This window comes from Erwinia sp. V90_4, from assembly GCF_029967685.1.
In the GTDB taxonomy this organism is placed as follows: Bacteria; Pseudomonadota; Gammaproteobacteria; order Enterobacterales; family Enterobacteriaceae; genus Erwinia; species Erwinia aphidicola.
Window position 1 is genome coordinate 1 of the sequence record NZ_JASCAQ010000059.1, and the last position, 17,798, is coordinate 17,798.

At 60.2% G+C, this 17,798-nt stretch carries 15 protein-coding genes; 10 read left to right on the top strand and 5 right to left on the bottom strand.

What is annotated here, in order from left to right:
• Window positions 1-113: 113 nt before the first annotated feature.
• Complete coding sequence (pbpG, locus tag QLG07_RS17290; protein ID WP_282469764.1) at window positions 114-1,067, bottom strand: D-alanyl-D-alanine endopeptidase; 954 nt, start codon at window positions 1,065-1,067, stop codon at window positions 114-116.
• A 179-nt stretch (window positions 1,068-1,246) separates the two neighbouring features.
• Window positions 1,247-1,834, bottom strand: a complete 588-nt coding sequence (locus QLG07_RS17295; RefSeq protein WP_282469765.1) for a Yip1 family protein — start codon at window positions 1,832-1,834, stop codon at window positions 1,247-1,249.
• A 225-nt stretch (window positions 1,835-2,059) separates the two neighbouring features.
• On the opposite strand from QLG07_RS17295, the gene QLG07_RS17300 reads away from it, so the two are divergent.
• The gene (locus QLG07_RS17300) at window positions 2,060-2,617 is read left to right on the top strand and encodes a DedA family protein (protein ID WP_187498383.1); all 558 of its coding nucleotides are present in this window, start codon (window positions 2,060-2,062) and stop codon (window positions 2,615-2,617) included.
• 30 nt (window positions 2,618-2,647) lie between these two features.
• Here QLG07_RS17300 and QLG07_RS17305 read toward each other — a convergent pair whose 3' ends face one another.
• Entirely contained in the window at window positions 2,648-3,295 is a 648-nt protein-coding gene (locus tag QLG07_RS17305; RefSeq protein WP_133624139.1) for a DUF1028 domain-containing protein, read from the bottom strand.
• A gap of 148 nt (window positions 3,296-3,443) precedes the next feature.
• Here QLG07_RS17305 and QLG07_RS17310 point away from each other — a divergent pair, with 148 nt between their 5' ends.
• The 7 genes from QLG07_RS17310 to QLG07_RS17340 all read left to right on the top strand — a co-directional run bounded on the left by QLG07_RS17310 (window position 3,444) and on the right by QLG07_RS17340 (window position 12,589).
• Window positions 3,444-5,015: an ABC transporter substrate-binding protein gene (locus QLG07_RS17310; RefSeq protein ID WP_187498384.1), complete on the top strand. Its 1,572-nt coding sequence runs from the start codon at window positions 3,444-3,446 to the stop codon at window positions 5,013-5,015.
• A gap of 10 nt (window positions 5,016-5,025) precedes the next feature.
• Window positions 5,026-5,973 (top strand): ABC transporter permease, encoded by a 948-nt coding sequence (locus QLG07_RS17315; RefSeq protein ID WP_048916652.1) that lies wholly within the window; start codon window positions 5,026-5,028, stop codon window positions 5,971-5,973.
• Window positions 5,970-7,739: a dipeptide/oligopeptide/nickel ABC transporter permease/ATP-binding protein gene (locus QLG07_RS17320; RefSeq protein WP_282469766.1), complete on the top strand. Its 1,770-nt coding sequence runs from the start codon at window positions 5,970-5,972 to the stop codon at window positions 7,737-7,739. The genes QLG07_RS17315 and QLG07_RS17320 overlap by 4 nt, the downstream gene beginning before the upstream one ends.
• Entirely contained in the window at window positions 7,736-8,521 is a 786-nt protein-coding gene (locus QLG07_RS17325) for an ATP-binding cassette domain-containing protein (RefSeq protein ID WP_048916654.1), read from the top strand. The genes QLG07_RS17320 and QLG07_RS17325 overlap by 4 nt, the downstream gene beginning before the upstream one ends.
• Before the next feature lie 14 nt (window positions 8,522-8,535).
• Window positions 8,536-9,306, top strand: a complete 771-nt coding sequence (locus QLG07_RS17330) for an FCD domain-containing protein (RefSeq protein ID WP_282469767.1) — start codon at window positions 8,536-8,538, stop codon at window positions 9,304-9,306.
• Between the two features lie 96 nt (window positions 9,307-9,402).
• The gene (locus tag QLG07_RS17335) at window positions 9,403-11,217 is read left to right on the top strand and encodes a glycoside hydrolase family 15 protein (protein WP_282469768.1); all 1,815 of its coding nucleotides are present in this window, start codon (window positions 9,403-9,405) and stop codon (window positions 11,215-11,217) included.
• 187 nt (window positions 11,218-11,404) lie between these two features.
• Window positions 11,405-12,589, top strand: coding sequence for a L,D-transpeptidase family protein (locus QLG07_RS17340; RefSeq protein WP_282469769.1), 1,185 nt, complete (start codon window positions 11,405-11,407; stop codon window positions 12,587-12,589).
• A 56-nt stretch (window positions 12,590-12,645) separates the two neighbouring features.
• On the opposite strand, the gene QLG07_RS17345 is transcribed toward QLG07_RS17340, so the two are convergent.
• Entirely contained in the window at window positions 12,646-13,674 is a 1,029-nt protein-coding gene (locus tag QLG07_RS17345) for a transporter (protein WP_282469770.1), read from the bottom strand.
• A 206-nt stretch (window positions 13,675-13,880) separates the two neighbouring features.
• Between QLG07_RS17345 and QLG07_RS17350 the strand changes: the two genes are divergently transcribed.
• Together QLG07_RS17350 and ppk2 are read left to right on the top strand one after the other, a co-directional pair.
• Entirely contained in the window at window positions 13,881-15,482 is a 1,602-nt protein-coding gene (locus tag QLG07_RS17350; protein WP_282469771.1) for an inorganic phosphate transporter, read from the top strand.
• A gap of 20 nt (window positions 15,483-15,502) precedes the next feature.
• Window positions 15,503-16,414: a polyphosphate kinase 2 gene (gene ppk2 / locus QLG07_RS17355; RefSeq protein WP_187498637.1), complete on the top strand. Its 912-nt coding sequence runs from the start codon at window positions 15,503-15,505 to the stop codon at window positions 16,412-16,414.
• A gap of 30 nt (window positions 16,415-16,444) precedes the next feature.
• Here the strand turns inward: ppk2 and QLG07_RS17360 are convergent, their stop codons facing one another.
• Window positions 16,445-17,626: an MFS transporter gene (locus QLG07_RS17360; protein WP_282469772.1), complete on the bottom strand. Its 1,182-nt coding sequence runs from the start codon at window positions 17,624-17,626 to the stop codon at window positions 16,445-16,447.
• Window positions 17,627-17,798 lie beyond the last annotated feature (172 nt).

Here is a 17,798-nt window from a genome sequence, read left to right on the forward strand (position 1 = left end):
CGCAGGGAGCGTCTTTTGCCGTTCCGGCGTGCTCAGGCTGAGCTCAGACCGGTTATCGGACGTTTAGCGATAGAAGTCATTTCTGGGATACCTCACAGGTCGCCCCCTATAAATCAATCTACCGCGCTGTCATCCGGCGCACGGTTACTCACCATCTGCGAAGCTTTCTGCTTTTTATAGCTCAGCGCCGCCGGCGGCACCGGGGAGATCTTGCCGGTTTCCAGCCAGCTGCGCAGGCGGTTAGCGTCGGCAAAGTGGGTGTATTTACCAAAGGCATCCAGTACCACCAGCGATACCGGGCGCTGATTGATCACCGTGCGCATTGCCAGGCAGTGACCGGCTTCGTTGGTGAAGCCCGTTTTGGTCAGCTGAATATTCCAGTCCGGGCGATACACCAGGTGGTTGGTGTTGCGGAACGGTAGCGTGTAGGTCGGGTTGCGGAAGCTGGCCATATCTTCATGGGTGGTGCTCAGCTGGCCGATCAGCGGATAGCGCTTGGTGGCGATCAGCAGCTTGCTGAGATCGCGCGCCGTCGAGACGTTTTTGATCGACAGGCCGGTCGGTTCAACATAGTGGGTGTTGTTCATCCCCAGCTCCCGCGCTTTGGCATTCATCGCCTTGATAAACGCATCGTAGCCGCCCGGATAGTGGTGCGCCAGGCTGGCCGCCGCCCGGTTTTCAGACGACATCAGCGCCAGCAGCATCATATTTCTGCGGCTGATCTCACTGTTCAGGCGCACGCGGGAATAGATGCCGCGCATCTCCGGCGTGTGGCTGATGTCTACCGCCAGCATCTCATCCATCGGCAGATGGGCATCGAGCGTCACCATCACCGTCATTAGCTTGGTAATAGAGGCGATCGGGCGCACCCGATCCGGATGGCTGGAGTAGATCACTTTATTGGTATTCATATCGACAATCATCGCGCTGCCGGAAGCAATTTCTGGCTGAGCGGCAGCGCCAGCCACCGCGGGCTGATGAGTACGGGCAGCAGCCGGCGTGAGGATGCTTTGAGCGGAACACAGCAGAACCAGACTTAACAGCGATAAACGAATTTTTGCAGGCATCGTAGAAACTTAACGGCTGATGATGACAGTGTGGATACCACACGCCGCTGCCCGCACTACAGCGGGGGCTGGCCTGCGCATAATACGCCGGATGTTAAGCATTTTCCTACAGGATATTCGTTTCCGGGCATTACCAAATCACCGCCGGTGGCCCGGCGGTTTTCAGCAACTTACCGCGTTCAGAACAGCTGGTAGCCGTAGCCCCAGATGATCACCGTCAGCGCCAGCAACACTTCAAGTACCAGGATACCGATTGCCAGCGTCGAGCCGGAAAAGCGCAGGCTCTCTTCGCGGTCGATATTCAGGAACATGGGGATGCCGACGTACAGCAGATAGCCGGTATACACCAGCGCCAGTGCGCCAACCAGCACACAGAGCCAGACCAGCGGATAGAGCGCCACCAGCCCGCTGATAAACAGCGGCGTGGCGACGTATCCGGCGAATACCATGCAGCTGGCCAGCGAAGGCCGCTGTGGATAGTCACGCGCCATCCACCAGATCACCCGCCCCATCACCGCCACACCGGCCAGCATTAAGGCATAGAACAGGATAGCCAGCCCGAACGCGCTGGATAACGACAGGGGAATGGTGCGCTCGACGCCGACATCCCAGCCGATTTGCGTGGTGCCGATAAACGCGCATACCACCGGGATCAGAGCCAAAAGCAGCACGTGATGGGTATAATGGTGAGAAACGGTTTCGTTCTCATTTTTGATGTCGCGCATCTCACGATTCGGATGCGCCAGCAGTCCCCAGACATGGTTCATATCATTACTCCTCTGAACATCGGACCGCCAACTGGCACTGTCCCGGGCGGCATCTCTTCAAGTATACGTGGCCTTGGGTTGTTTATTTTTCAACCGATGCAAATAGCGGGTAAGCACTTCATTTCAGAGTGAAAATAAAGTGCGATTTTGGCAATTTTAACGGCGGATTTACCAGGAACGGTTAGACTTAGCGGCTTGATGTCGAAATGGAGGCCTGAATTACCGATGGATGTGAACGCGTTAATTTCCCAGTATGGCTACTGGGCCCTGTTTATTGGCTGCCTGGCCGAGGGGGAGACATTTACTTTGCTGGGCGGCGTGGCGGCCCATGAAGGGCTGCTGCGTTTTGGCTGGGTGCTACTGGTGGCGATGTGCGGCGGTATCCTCGGGGATACGGCGCTATTTTTCGTTGGCCGCCGCTACGGTGAGCCGATCCTGAAACGCTTTAAGAAGCACCAGAAACAGATCGATAAGGCCAACCGCCTGATCCGCAAGAGGCCGGTGCTGTTCGTGATTGGCGTGCGCTTCATGTACGGGCTGCGCATTGTCGGCCCGATTATTATCGGGGCCAGCCGCCTCAGCCCACGCAAATTTCTGCTGTTTAATGTGATTGGTGCCGCACTGTGGGCGCTGATTTTCGTTTCGCTCGGCTACCTTGGCGGCCAGGTGATCGCCCCGTGGCTGCATACGCTCGATCATCACCTGAAGCGTATTTTCTGGGTGGTGCTGGCGGTCGCGATTGTCTGGGGTATTCGCATTGCGCTGAAGCGCCGCGATAAGTAACAGCGGGCCGATCGAAAAAAAGATCGGCCCCTACGGAATACCTGTGGGTAGAGAGCGAAAAAAATCGGCGTAGGCCGGGGCGCGCACCTGTTTTAATACCTCAGCCAGCTGTTCCAGCGGCGCATCTGACCAGTCAACCCGCAGATCGATATCGGCATAGCGCCGCTGATGCCAGACTTTAAGCGCGGCAGAGCGAATGCCGCGCTGGTCGCCACCGGCCTGCTGTGCGGCATGCAACGCCGCCAGCACACGGTCGGCCAGCGGTAAGTCGCTAAATTTCTCAAAGGCGTCAAGCATGGCGCCCGTCACCCCGGCGCCGACCAGCATATTGCCAGCTACCGCCACCTGTGTTCCCGCCACGCTGCCAAACCATGGCCCGCACAGGCGGCCGCTCCAGTGTGCGCTGCTGCCTGCGTTATCAATAATCAGCACCTGCCGCCGCTGGCACTGGTCATCCTCCTGCAACAGCCGGTGCAGCACCTGTCCGGCATTAAGCCCGCCAGCCAGCAGCTCAAGCCCGCGACTGCCGTACAGCGGATTGGTCAGCGCCTGAGTCGCGATAGCTCCTGTCCCGCTGCGGCCGTGGATCACCAACGCTCCCACCGCCGGACCGCCGGTTGCAGTGGCCGCTGCCAGCTCACCGCTTACGGCATCGCGCGCCACAATCGAAAAGGTCATCGCCCCCCCTTCTGCCAGTCAGATGAAATTTATATGGATAAATTATTGCACTCACCGCTATTTATACGCATAAATAACAGTCAGGACAAATTTTGTTCATCCGCGTGTTATCACTGCGGCCTGAACACTCTGCTGAACGAGGACCACCATGTTGAGATCGCTACGCACCGTGCTGCACTCTCTTCCCATCTGCCTGAGCTTGCTGGCTACCCTGCCTGCGGCTTATGCCGATACGCCGCCTGGCGTACTGGTGATTGGCCAGGTGGCAGAACCGCAATCCCTTGACCCGCAGGTGGCTACCGCCGCGAACGACTCGCGCATTCTGGTGAATATTTACGACGGGCTGGTGCGTAACGCACCCGGTTCGCTGTCGATTGAACCGGCGCTGGCCAGCCGCTGGGAGATCAGCCCCGACGGGCTGAAATACACCTTCCATCTGCGCGACAACGTGAAGTTCCAGGATGGCACCCCGCTGGATGCCGACGCGGTGAAGTTCACCTTCGAACGGATGCTCAACAAGCAGCATCCCTACTATCACACCGGCCCGTTCCCGCTCAGCTTCTTCTTCTCGTCAATCGACCAGATCGCCACGCCGGATGCGCACACGGTGGTGTTTACCCTGAAACAGCCCTTTGCTCCGCTGCTCTCCAATCTCGCCACCCCTGCCGGGCTGATCGTCTCACCGACGGCGGTGAAAAAGTATGACAAAGAGTATGGCCGCCATCCGGTCGGCACCGGCGCCTTCAGTTTTGCCGAGTGGCAGGCCAATCAGCGCGTGGTGCTGACGGCAAATAAAAGCTACTGGGACGGCGCGCCACAGCTTGAGGCAGCCGTCTTCCGCCCCATCACCGATGGCAATACCCGCACCGCGGAGATGCTCTCCGGCGGCATTGATGCGATGGTAGAAGTGCCGCCGGATACGGTGAAAACTTTTGCCGGTAACCCGCAGTTCCAGATGTACCAGGCGGTTGGCCCACACGTGTGGTTCCTGCTGCTGAATACGCGCGAGAAGCCGTTCAACGACAAGCGCGTGCGCCAGGCGGTGAACTATGCGGTCAACAAGCAGGCGCTGGTCGACAAGGTTTTGCAGGGGTCGGCGCAGGTTGCCGATGGCCCGATCCCGTCTGCCTTTAGCTGGGCGGCGAACAAAGACGTTGGCCCTTACCCTTATGACCCGGACAAGGCGCGGGCGCTGCTGAAAGAAGCGGGAGCAGAGGGCGCAACGCTCAACTTCTACGTCACCGAGGGCGGTTCCGGCATGCTCGACCCCATCCCGATGGCGACCGCAATCCAGGCCGATCTGAAAGCCGTCGGCCTGAAGGTCAATATTCAGACCTGGGAGTGGAATACCTATCTTGCCAAAGTGAACGCCGGGCTGACGCCGCAGACGCAGATGGCGGAGATGGCGTGGATGACTAACGACCCGGATACCCTGCCGTTCCTCACCCTGCGCCGCGATGCGTGGCCGGATAAAGGCGGCTTTAACTCCGGCTACTACAGCAATCCGCAGGTCGATAAGCTGCTGGATGAGGCGCGCACCTCCAGCGATCGGCAAAAGCGTGGCGCGCTCTACCGCCAGGTACAGGCTATCGTCCACGACGATGCACCGTGGCTGTTCGTCGCCAACTGGAAGCAGAACGCCGTTACCACGCGCCCGGTGCAGAATTTTGCCCTGCAGCCTAACTTCAATCTGATCCTGCATCGGGTCAGCAAACCATAACGGGGGCGCTATGTGGCGTTATCTCCTGCGGCGGCTGATTGGCGTGATCCCGGTGATCGTTGGCCTGTCGCTGATTGTCTTTTTGATTATGGCGATGATCCCCGGCAACCCGGCGCAGGCGCTGCTGGGCGCTTATGCCACGCCGGAAAATGTCGCGCGCGTCAGCGGCGAGCTGGGGTTGGACAAACCGCTGTGGCAGCAATATTTCATCTGGGTAAATAACCTGCTGCACGGCGATTTTGGCCGCTCCTACGTGCTGAATCGCCCGGTGATTGATGAAGTGCTGGAGCGCTTTGCCGCCACTCTGCTGCTTGGCGGCTGTGCGCTGCTGCTCAGCGTGATCTTCGGCCTGCTGGCCGGAGTCACCTCGGCGGTGCGCCAGTTTGGCTGGGGTGACCGGCTGATCACCCTGCTGGTGCTGGTGGGCATTTCGCTGCCGTCGTTTCTCATTGGGCTGCTGATGATTATGCTGTTTGCCGTCAGCCTGCGCTGGTTCCCGGCTTCCGGCATGTTTGCTATCTACGGCGGTGGCGGCGCAGGCGATCTGCTGCATCACCTGGTCCTGCCAACCGTCACGCTGGCGGTGGTCGCCACCGGGGTGATTGCCCGCCTGACGCGCACCGCGATGCTGGAAGTGCTGCGCCAGGACTATATTCGCACCGCGCGCGCCAAGGGCGTCAGCGAACGCCGGGTAATCTGGCGTCATGCCTTCCGCGTCGCGCTGGTGTCGGTGATCCCTGCCATCGGTATCCAGGCCGGTTTTGTGCTCGGCGGCGCGGTATATATCGAAACCGTGTTTCAGTGGCCGGGGCTGGGAGCGATGCTGGTGAAAGCCGTCTCAACCCGCGATCTGCTGCTGGTGCAGGGCGGCGTGCTGGTGGCCGCCATTGCATATGTGTTGATCAATCTGCTGACCGATATCGTGCAGGCCTGTCTCGACCCGAGGGTAAAATCATGACGGAGACAACTCTGATCCCCCCACGCCGCACCGCCTGGTCGCTGCTACTGCATAACCGGCTGGCCGCCTTTGGCCTGCTGCTGCTGGCTGTCACACTGCTTAGCGCGCTGATCGCCCCGCTGCTACCGCTGCCGGACCCGGATGCTACTGACCTGCTGCAACGCCTCGCGCCACCGCTAACGCCGGGCCATCTGCTCGGCACCGATGCGCTGGGGCGCGATATGCTGTCACGGCTACTGTGGGGCACCCGCGTGTCGGTAGCGGTCGGGCTGTGCGCCACGCTGCTGGCAGCGGTGTGCGGCACGCTAATTGGGCTGATTGCCGGCTATACCGCCGGGCGCACCGACACAATCCTGATGCGCCTGATCGACATGATTATGGCCTTTCCCTATATTCTGCTGGCGCTGGCGATTGTGGCAGTGCTTGGCCCCGGGCTGCTCAACGCGCTGTACGCCATCGCGCTGGTCAACATCCCCTTCTTTGCGCGTAACGTGCGTGGTTTAACGCTTGGCCTGCGCGGGCGCGACTTTATTCAGGCGGCGCAGCTATCCGGTAAAAATCATCCACAAATTCTGCTGACTGAAGTGCTGCCCAACGTGCTGCCGCTGATTGTGGTCACGCTCTCTACGACCGTGGGCTGGATGATCCTGGAAACCGCCGGACTCTCTTTCCTCGGTCTGGGCACGCAGCCACCGGATGCGGATTTAGGCTCCATGCTCGGCCAGGGGCGCAATCAGCTGTTTATCGCGCCACACGTGGCGCTGGTACCTGGGGTGATGATTTTTGTCCTGGTGATCGCCTTTAACCTGCTGGGTGACGGCATTCGCGACTTGCTCGATCCGCGGTTGAAATCCGGCGCACTGCTGCGATCGCAGGCGATGACCCGCGTACAGCGTGCCGCGGTCCCGCCGCGCAAAGCCCCCGAGGCCCTGCTGGAAGTGGTCGATTTACAGGTCGCCTTTCACCGCGGCAGCCACCCGGTGCCCACCGTGAAAGGCGTTAGCTTCCACCTGCAGGCCGGGGAGTGCCTCGGGCTGATCGGCGAGAGCGGCTCCGGTAAAAGCGTCAGCGCGCTGGCGATAATGGGGCTGGTCTCCTCACCGCCAGCAGTCATTACCGGCGGCAGCATTTGGCTGGGTGATGAGGAGCTGCTGGCGCTTTCCCCGACACACATGCAGCAGCGGCGCGGCGTGCGGGTTTCCTATATTTTCCAGGACCCACTCACCTCACTGCATCCGCAAATGCGCGTTGGGCAGCAGCTGGTGGAAGCTATCCAGTGCCACCAGCCATTGAGCAACAGCGCCGCCCGAGCCAAAGCCATCGCGCTGCTGGAGGACACCGGTATTCAGCAGGCGGCCCAGCGCTTCGATGCCTGGCCGCACCAGCTTTCCGGCGGGCAGCGCCAGCGCGTCGGCATTGCGATTGCGCTGGCGAATGACCCGCAGGTGATCATCGCCGATGAGCCAACCACGGCGCTCGACGTCACGGTACAGGCACGTATTCTGGCGCTGTTGAACGATCTGCGCCATCGGCGCGGCCTGGCCCTGCTGTTTATCACCCATGACTTTGCCGTGGTCAGCGAGATGTGCGATCGCGTGGCGGTGATGCGCCAGGGTGAAATCGTTGAACAGGGACAGGCTACGCACGTGTTGCAGAACCCGCAGCATGCCTACACGCAGCGGCTGATTGCCAGCGTGCCGCAGCGGGGCCAGGGCCGGGCATTCCTGCAACAGATCCGCCAGTATCAGGCGCAGGAGGAAGCATGAGGAATAAAGTGGTCGAAATCCGCCAGCTGACGAAAACGTTCCCCGGCAGCGCAGGCTGGTTTAGCCGCCCGGCGGCGGTTAAGGCAGTGAGAGGCATCAGCCTCGATCTCTGGCAGGGCGAGACGTTGGCGATTGTCGGCGAAAGCGGCAGCGGGAAAAGCACCCTCGCCCGCATGCTGGTCGGGCTGGAGTCCCCTACCTCCGGCAGCCTGAAGATTCAGGGTGAAGAGGCCAGCGTTCTGGCAGCCCGAGGCGTTCAGGCATTCGGCAAAACCATCCAGTATGTGTTTCAGGACCCGGTAGCCTCACTCAATCCGCGCAAAACCCTGCGTCAGACGCTGAGCGTACCGCTGCAGAGGCTGTGCGGCTATGGTTCCGCACAGTGTCTGCCGCGCCTGCAGCAGCTGATGGCGGCGGTCAATATGCCGGTGGATGCGCTGAACTGCTACCCCCACGAGTTCTCGGGCGGCCAGGCGCAGCGGCTGGCGATTGCCCGCGCGCTGGCGGCCGAAGCGCAAATTTTGGTGCTGGATGAGCCGGTCAGCGCGCTGGATGTCTCCGTGCAGGCGCAGGTGCTGCTGTTGCTGGACGACCTCAAGCAGCAGTTCGGGCTCTCCTACCTGTTTATCAGCCACGATCTGGCGGTGGTCGAGTCGATTGCTGACCGCGTAGCGGTGATGAATTCTGGTACTATTGTTGAATGTGCCGCCACGGAAAAGCTGTTTCGCGCGCCAGAGCATGACTACAGCCGCCAGCTACTGGCAAGCGCCCCACACATTTGAGTCAACAGGTGATTATGCCCGCAGAAGATTCACGCCCGCCGGAAGCGGTAAAACGGAAACGTACCGATGAGATTGTTGATGCTATCAAGCAGAGCATCGTTGACGATAATTTGCTGCCCGGCGACCGCCTGCCACAGGAAAAAGAGCTCATTGCCCGCTTCTCCGCCGGGAAAAGCACGGTGCGAGAGGCGCTGAAAGCGCTGGAAGCTCAGGGGCTGATCCGCACCCGTACCGGCCCCGGCGGCGGCGCGTTTATCGACAGCATGCCGGAAGCCCGCGCCATGAGCCTGCTGTCGAACTACCTGTTTACCCGCGAGCTTACCATCGAACATATCTATGCCCTGCGTAAAACGCTGGAACCCCAGGTGGCCGTCAGCGCCATTGGCCAGATAGATGATGCCGGTTTTGCCCGCCTGCACCAGCTGATCGGCGTGTATGACCATCCTCCCGCCGATGAGCAGGAGCGCTGGGACCAGCGCATGGCCGAGCTGGATTTTCACGGCGTGGTCGCCAGCTACTCCAGCAACCCGCTGCTGGCGTTTTTCTGCCGGTTTTTGCAGCGCCTGCTGAAAGATCTGGCGGTGTGCAAGGACATCTACCAGCAGCCGCAGCCGGTTGATCGCCGCCAGGGAATTGAGTATCAGTACCAGCTGATCGATGCGCTGCGCCGTCAGGATGCCGCGGCGGTAGAGCGGGTGATGGTGGCACATATGGCGCACGCTGCTCAGACGATGCTGGCTTTGCAGGCCACGCTGCAGGAGCGTTTTCTGCAAGACGATAGTTAAGCGCGCCGTCCAGACAACCATCTGGCCCGCAGGGCTGTGGCATGCCGCGCCCGGCTTTTATGCTCCGCATGTGAAAACAGCGGCTATAGTTAAGCGATGAAAAATGTAAAACGACCTATTGAAAACCATGGCGTAATTGGTGATTTACGCACCTGTGCGCTGATCGCCGACGATGGCGCGCTCGACTACTTCTGCTGGCCAAATCTGGACAGCCCTTCGGTATTTACCGCCCTGCTCGACAGCGATGATGCCGGGCTGTTTAGCATCAGCCCCGACTGGCCCGATGCGCGGCGTATGCAGCTCTACCTTCCCGAGAGCAATATTCTGCAAACGCGCTGGCTCGACGACCGTGGCGTGGTCGAAGTCACCGACTATATGCCGATTTGCCAACGGCAGGACAGCCTGCCGCGTATTGTGCGCCGCATTAAAGTGATCCAGGGCAGTGCCACCATTCAGCTCTGCTGCTCCCCGGTTCATGATTATGCCCGGGCGGATACGCAGGCCACCCTCCAGACTGGCTCGGTGACCTTCCACGCTGACGGCCAGCCCACGCTGCGCCTGACCGGCGATGTCGATTTTACCCTGGACGAGGCCGCCGCCGTCGCCCGTTTTGAGCTGAAGACCGGCGAGTGCCGCGAGTTTATTTTCGGCGCAGAGGAGGATCAACACCTTGATGATGAGCGCTCTGATAGCTGCTTCGAGGCGACGCTCGCCTACTGGCGCAGCTGGAGCTCGCACAGCAGCTATCGCGGCCGCTGGCGCGAAATGGTGCAGCGCTCGGCCCTCACGCTCAAACTTTTGACCTCCTGGCAGCACGGTTCCATTGCTGCCGCCGCCACCTTTGGCCTGCCGGAAGAGCTGGGGGGCGAACGCAACTGGGACTATCGCGCCTCGTGGATCCGCGATGCCTCTTTCAGCATGTATGCCCTGATGCGCCTGGGGTACGTGGACGAGGCGAAAAACTTTACCCACTGGGTGGCGAAGTGCGTGGAGAACAGCCATCACGATGTGGAGAAGCTGCAGGTGATGTACCGCCTCGACAGCGGCACCGAGCTGCATGAGAGCGAACTGCTCAACCTGTCCGGTTACGCCGGTTCCACCCCGGTGCGCATCGGTAATGATGCCTGGCGCCAGTCGCAGCTCGATATTTACGGCGAGCTGATGGATGCGATTTATCTGGCGAATAAATATGGCGAGGCGATCTCGCAGCGCGGCTGGCAGCACGTTAGCCGCATGATTGATTATGTTGCCGATAACTGGAACCAGCGCGACGCCGGGATCTGGGAGATGCGCGGCGAGCCGCAGCACTTCCTGCATTCACGCCTGATGTGCTGGGTGGCACTGGATCGCGCGCTGCGCCTCGGTGAAAAACGCTCGCTGTCGATGCCCTACGCGCGCTGGGCGCAGGCGCGGGATGATATCCGTGTCGATATCTGGCAGAACTTCTGGAACAAGGATCAGGGGCACTTTGTTGCCACGCGCGAAGGCGAATTTGTCGATGCCTCAATGCTTTTGATGCCGCTGGTGCGTTTTGTCGGCGCCACCGATCCGGACTGGCTGGCCACGCTGGACAAGATCAAGGAGAAGCTGGTGAGTGACGGGCTGGTGCGGCGCTATAACGTGGAAGAGACGCCGGCGGATGGCCTGCAGGGTGAGGAAGGGGCATTCGCCGCCTGTTCATTCTGGTATGTGGAGTGCCTGGCGCGTGCCGGACGGGTGGAGGAAGCACATTTTGAATTTGAGAAGCTGCTAAGCTACGCCAGCCCGCTCGGATTGTATGCGGAAGAGTTCGACAGTCGCGGCCATGCGCTGGGCAATACCCCGCAGGCGCTGACCCATCTTGCCCTGATTAGCGCCGCCTACTTCCTTGACCGAAAACTCGACGGCAGCGATACCCATTGGCAACCATGAGCCTTCTGCGACGGATTTTACGTCGCAGAATGGTGGCTTTGCATACAATTAATCGTAAAGATAGTTCAACAGGGTTAAATCCTGGTTTCTTCCTGAGCCGTTATGAACATATAATGTGCAGCCGGTCACAGTTGGCCAGTATTGGGTCGTTTATCAACAGTCTACATGGCGCTACACCTGAAATAATATGAAAAAGAGCATCCGTGCGTTTGTCACCCTGATTCTGGCCGCTGCGGCTTTCAGCCAATCTGCCTTTGCTGTGGTTTACCCTCTTCCGGCCGCTAACAGCCGCCTGACTGGGGAAAACCTCGAAATCACTATCCCGGAAGACAGTAAGCTTCCGCTGGAAGCTTTTGCTGCTCAGTACCAGATGGGTCTGAGCAACATTATGGAAGCTAACCCGGGCGTTGACGTTTACCTGCCAAAAGCGGGCAGCAAGCTGATCATCCCTCAGCAGCTGATCCTGCCGGACGCGCCGCGCGAAGGCATCGTGATCAACAGTGCTGAAATGCGTCTGTACTATTACCCGAAAGGCAGCAAAACCGTCGTCGTGCTGCCTATTGGTATCGGCGAGCTGGGCAAGGATACCCCGATTAACTGGACCACTACCGTTCAGCGTAAAAAGGATGGCCCAACCTGGACTCCGACCAAGAAAATGCATGAAGAGTACAATGCGCGCGGTGAATCACTGCCTGCTGTATTCCCGGCTGGCCCGGACAACCCGATGGGTCTGTACGCGTTGTATATCGGCCGCCTGTACGCGATTCACGGGACCAATGCCAACTTCGGTATCGGCCTGCGCGTAAGCCACGGCTGCGTGCGTCTGCGTGCTGACGATATCAAATGGCTGTTCGACCACGTGCCGGTTGGCACCCGCGTTCAGTTTATCGACCAGCCCATCAAAGCCACGGTCGAGCCGGACGGTTCACGCTATGTGGAAGTTCACAACCCGCTGTCGCAGACCGAAGAGCAGTTCAAATCACGCGAGCCTGTGCCGCTGACTATCCCTGCTTCAGTGACAAAAATTGTTGCCGATGCCAGCGTGAACAGCACCAGCATGGAAGATGCGCTGAAAGCGCGCTCCGGCATGCCGGTAAAAGTGAACGGTGAAGCGACGGTGACTGAGCCTGCGGCCGTGCCAGAGCAGGAAGGCGCACAGCCAATGGAACAGCCAATGACGCCCGTGACCACCGAAGGCGCGAACGTGGCAGATCCTGCTGCTCCAGCCGCGGCGCCAGCTGATGCAGCCGCTCCGGCCGCTGCGGACAACGGCAGTGCTCAGGCACCAGCCGACAGCGCAACGCCAGTTGCCACCCCGGCGATGCCTGCCCTGACGCAGCCAGGCCCGATCTACAGCCAGCCTAAATCCTGATTTAGCCGCGCAGTAAACAAAGCCCCCGCGCCTCTTGATGGTGCGGGGGCTTTTTTCTATCCCCTTCCCCGCCGCCGAAGTACCAGCCATGCGGCTCCACAGGTGAATATCGTCACCACCAGCACCAGTAAAATAAACCCGTGCGGATTATTCGCCAGCGGCACCCCGCCAACGTTCATGCCAAAAAAGCCTGCCACCAGGTTGATCGGGAGCGCCAGCACGGTAATCAGCGTCAGGGTAAATAAGGTGCGGTTGCTCTGTTCCAGCTGCTGCGCGGCTATCTCCTCCTGCAGCAGGCGAATACGCTCGGTCAGCCCATTCAGGTCGTTCAGTACTACCGTAAACTCTTCGGTAAACTGGCGCAGATCCTGCACCACGCTGAGATCAAGCCAGCCCGGCGGGCGGTTGATCAGGCGAAACAGCGCGGCCGGCTCCGGAGCCAACAGGCGTTGAAAACGCAGCAGCGTGCGGCGCAGGCGGCCCAGCTCGCTGCGGTTGCTTTTACTGTGCTGCCCGAGCAGGCGTTCTTCTATCTGATCCACATACTGATTCGACTGGCGCACAATCAGGGCCAGCACATCCTCCTGCTCCGCCAGCAGCTGAGCCAGCAGTTCGGTGGAGGAGCGCAGCCCGAGCGAGGCCAGTTTGCCCTGCAAACGCTCCACCAGCCGCAGGGGTTTATGGCGGGCGCTGACCACCAGCCCATCGCGGCACCAGATCCACAGCGTGGCACTCTCATCGCTGGTTTCGCGCGCGTTAAAGGTCACATCGTTAAGCACCGCCATCAGCGCGTCGTTCTGCCGCTCAATGCGCGTGCTGTGCGAGCCGTGCTGGATCTCATCAAAGAAATCTTCATCGACGTCAAAGTGGTTTTTCAGCCAGCGTGCAGCGGCGGCATGGTTGAGGTTGACGTGCAGCCACAGAAATTGGCCGTCCGCCGCGCCATCGGTCCAGGCCGCGCACGACTCCTGCACCGTCAGGCTTTGCGGCGCCTGCCCCTCAACAAACCGGTAGCCGTAAATCAGGCCGGAAACGTCATCACTGAAATCGGGTTTTTGCCGCAGAAGCGGCAGGTGTTGCGTCATAGTTTTCCCAGCAGCAAGCCGTTGAAGCGATAGCGCTATCCTGCCGCACGCAGATGACAGTTTTGTTACCCCGCCCCCTCGCCAGGCAAATATCCGTCGCCGGCGTCATTGTTCTGTCACACAACCTGCGTATCACCGGATGTGGTCTACCCTCTGCCCGATTTTTGCAGCGACTCTTTCAATGCAGCCGATGCCAGTGAGGAACTATGAGTGACAATGCCGCCATGCAACAGGGCCAGCCCGCCAGCCCCGTTTACCCGAAGAACAGCCGTCGTTCGGTGATGATTTTTCTGCTGCTGTTGATCCTCGGTATCGCCTTCGCCGGGGTGAATTTGTTTAACGACGTCAGCGATTCCGGCGCCACCTTTACCAGCTACGTGCCATTTTTGCTGCTGGGAATGGCGCTGCTGATTGCCCTCGGATTTGAGTTCGTTAACGGTTTTCACGACACGGCCAACGCCGTTGCAACGGTTATTTATACCCACTCCATGCCGCCGACGCTGGCGGTGGTGTGGTCCGGCTTCTTTAACTTCCTCGGCGTGCTGCTCTCCAGCGGTGTGGTGGCCTTCGGCATCATCTCCCTGCTGCCGGTTGAGCTGATCCTGCAGGCCGGAACCGGCGGCGGCTTCGCCATGGTGTATGCCCTGCTGTTCTCGGCGATTATCTGGAACCTGGGCACCTGGTGGTTTGGCCTGCCCGCCTCGTCCTCACATACGCTGATTGGTTCGATAATCGGCGTTGGCGTGGCGAATGCGCTGATCCACGGTCGCACCGGGACCAGCGGCGTTGACTGGGGCCAGGCGGTGAAAATTGGCTATGCGCTGGTGCTGTCGCCGATTATCGGTTTTGTCTGCGCCGCCGTGCTGCTGCTGCTGATGAAAAAAGTGCTGAAAAACCGCGAGCTGTACAGCGCGCCGGAAGGCAATAAGCCGCCGCCGACCTGGATCCGCGGGCTGCTGATTTTGACCTGTACCGGTGTCTCTTTCGCCCACGGTTCCAATGATGGTCAGAAAGGGATGGGCCTGATCATGCTGATCCTGGTCGGCACCATGCCGATCGCCTACGCGCTGAACCGCTCGATCCCGGCTGAGCATACGCCGCAGGTGGCGGCGCTGGCAGCGGTGACGCAGCAGGAGCTGCGCGCGCTGACGCCGGACCAGGCAGCCAGCACCTCCCCGCGCAATGTGCTGACCGAATATGTGCGCACCGGCACGCTGGTTCCCGCGGTGCTGCCCGCGCTGGCCGATTTAACCGGACGTATCGGCCAGCAGATCCGTCAATACGGCGCGGTCGATAAGATCCCGGCGCAGGCCGTATCCAACACCCGTAACGACATGTATCTGGCCTCTGAAGCGATCAAGCATCTGAAAAGCGATGAGAAGGTGCAGCTTCCGGCGCAGACCCGCCATAACCTCGATGCTTTTAAGGGCGAGCTGGATAACGCCACGCGCTTTATTCCGTGGTGGGTGAAAGTGGTGGTGGCGATCGCGCTGGGTCTCGGCACCATGGTGGGCTGGCGTCGTATTGTGACCACGGTTGGGGAAAAAATTGGCAAGACGCATCTGACCTACGCGCAGGGCGCCAGCGCGGAACTGGTGGCGATGACCACCATCGGCGCAGCCGACATCTTCGGGCTGCCGGTTTCCACCACTCACGTGCTCTCCTCCGGGGTGGCGGGCACCATGGCGGCCAACCGCTCCGGCCTGCAGATGTCGACGCTGCGCAACCTGATGATGGCCTGGGTGCTCACCCTGCCAGTGTCGATTCTACTTTCGGCCACCCTTTACTGGCTGTTTACCCACTTCTGACCAGGAGATAACCTATGACGATGCAAGGCAATGACTTCTCAGCGCAGAACTTTAACCAACGCTTACTGCAGGAGTTTTACGACAGCTACGATGAAGAGCTGGAGATGGAACTGGACGACCTGCGCTTCGGCAGCGATGAGAAAATGGAAGAGGGCGAGAAGGCCTGGCGCAAACAGTATTTCCGCGAGCTGCTGCGCTTGCAGGGTGAGCTGGTGAAAATGCAGGACTGGGTGATGCGCACGGGTCACCGCATGGTGATCATCTTTGAGGGGCGCGATGCCGCCGGTAAAGGGGGGGTGATCAAGCGGATTACCCAGCGCCTGAACCCGCGCACCTGCCGCGTGGCCGCCCTGCCCGCGCCGAACGATCGCGAGCGCACCCAGTGGTATTTTCAGCGCTATATCGCCCATCTGCCTGCGGCGGGAGAAATGGTGATGTTTGACCGCAGCTGGTACAACCGCGCGGGCGTGGAGCGGGTGATGGGCTTCTGTAACGAGCAGGAGGTGGAAGAGTTTTTCCGCAGCGTGCCGGAGTTTGAAAAGATGCTGACGCGCAGCGGCATCCAGATCGTCAAATACTGGTTCTCGATTACCGACGAAGAGCAGGAGTTGCGCTTTCTCAGCCGCATCCACGACCCGCTGAAGCAGTGGAAACTCAGCCCGATGGATCTGGAGAGCCGCCGCCGCTGGGAGGACTACACCGAGGCGAAAGAGATTATGCTGGCGCGCACCCATATCGATGAAGCACCGTGGTGGGTGGTACAGGGGGTGGACAAGAAGAAGGCCCGCCTGAACTGCATCAGCCACCTGCTGCGCCAGGTGCCGTATGAGGACAGCGAGCTGAAACCCATCGACCTGCCGCCGCGCGAGCGTAACGAAGATTACCGCCGCTCGCCGGTGCCGGACGATATGATTGTGCCGGAAGTGTATTAACCCCCCCGGCGAATCCCTAAAAGGGGGCGGCTACCTGTCGCCCCGCAGAATGAGGCGTACCATAATCATCCCCGCCAGCAAGACCACGCCCGCCGCCGCCAGATAGATGGAATCCACGCCCCAGTGACCGATCAGCAGCCCGGCCACCGGCCCGGTAATGCCCAGCCCGCAGTCAAGGAAGGCCGCGTACAGACCGAGCGCCGACCCCTGGTTTTGCGGCTGCACTTTGCGGATGGCCTCCACCCCCAATGCCGGGAAGATCAGCGAGAAGCCGCTGCCGGTCAGGAAGGCGCCAAGGTCAACCATCCAGATAGAGCTGGCCTGCCAGATTAGCATCAGACCCGCGCACTCCACCGCAAACGACACCAGCGAGACGCGGATGGCGCCATAGCGCGTGATGCTGTTGTTAAACAGCAGGCGCATCAGGATAAAGCCGATGCTGAACAGCGTCAGGGAGAATGCCGCTCCGCTCCAGTCGTGGCTGGCGAAATAGAGGGTGATGAAGGTAGCAATCGTGCCAAAGCCCATGGTCCCGAGGCCAAGGCACAGGCCGTACAGCCAGATTTTGCCAAACACGCGGGTGAAGGGAATGCGCTGCCCGACTTCGACCTGCACCGCCGGGCGACGGGTTGCCAGCCAGTAGCCGAAGACCGCCATCAGAATAATTAACCCGGCAAACCCCGGGATGCCAAACAGCGAGTTGAGCATCACGCCGAGCGGTGCCCCCATCGCCATCGCCAGATAGGTCGCGACGCCGTTCCAGGAGATCACCCGCCCACTCTGCGTGGTGCCCACCACATTAATCCCCCAGAGGATCGAACCGGTGGCGGTTAAACTTTCACCAAAGCCCAGCACTACCCGCCCGGCCGCCAGCAGCAGCAGGCTGGCCAGCGGCGAGGCATCGACCATCACCGCAAGAAGGGTAAACAGCCCGCTGGCGCCGCAGAAAATCAGCCCGACCAGCACCACTTTTTTTGGCCCGAGCAGGTCAGCATAGCGCCCGGCCTGCGGTCGGCTGACCAGCGTGGCGAAATACTGCAGGCTGATAATCAGCCCGGCGATAAACGAGCTGTATCCCAGCTGGTTATGCACATAACCGGGCAATACCGCCAGCGGCAGACCAATCGACAGGTAGCAGAAGAAGGTAAAAATCACCACGGAGATAATGCGCTTGTTCAGTTGAGCAGAGGTTAATGCCGGGTTCAGAGACATAAAAAAGCCAGATAAAAATGCGATGTGGGCCACATCATACCCTTAGCTTGCTAACAGATCTCGCGAAGTTTACCGACACGTTATTTCCCGCTATCTGCAATGCGCTGCGCAGGGGTTGCCAAACGGCTGGCGCAATTTGCGCCTAGTCTGGCTGCGTCTATCAACAGGGAGA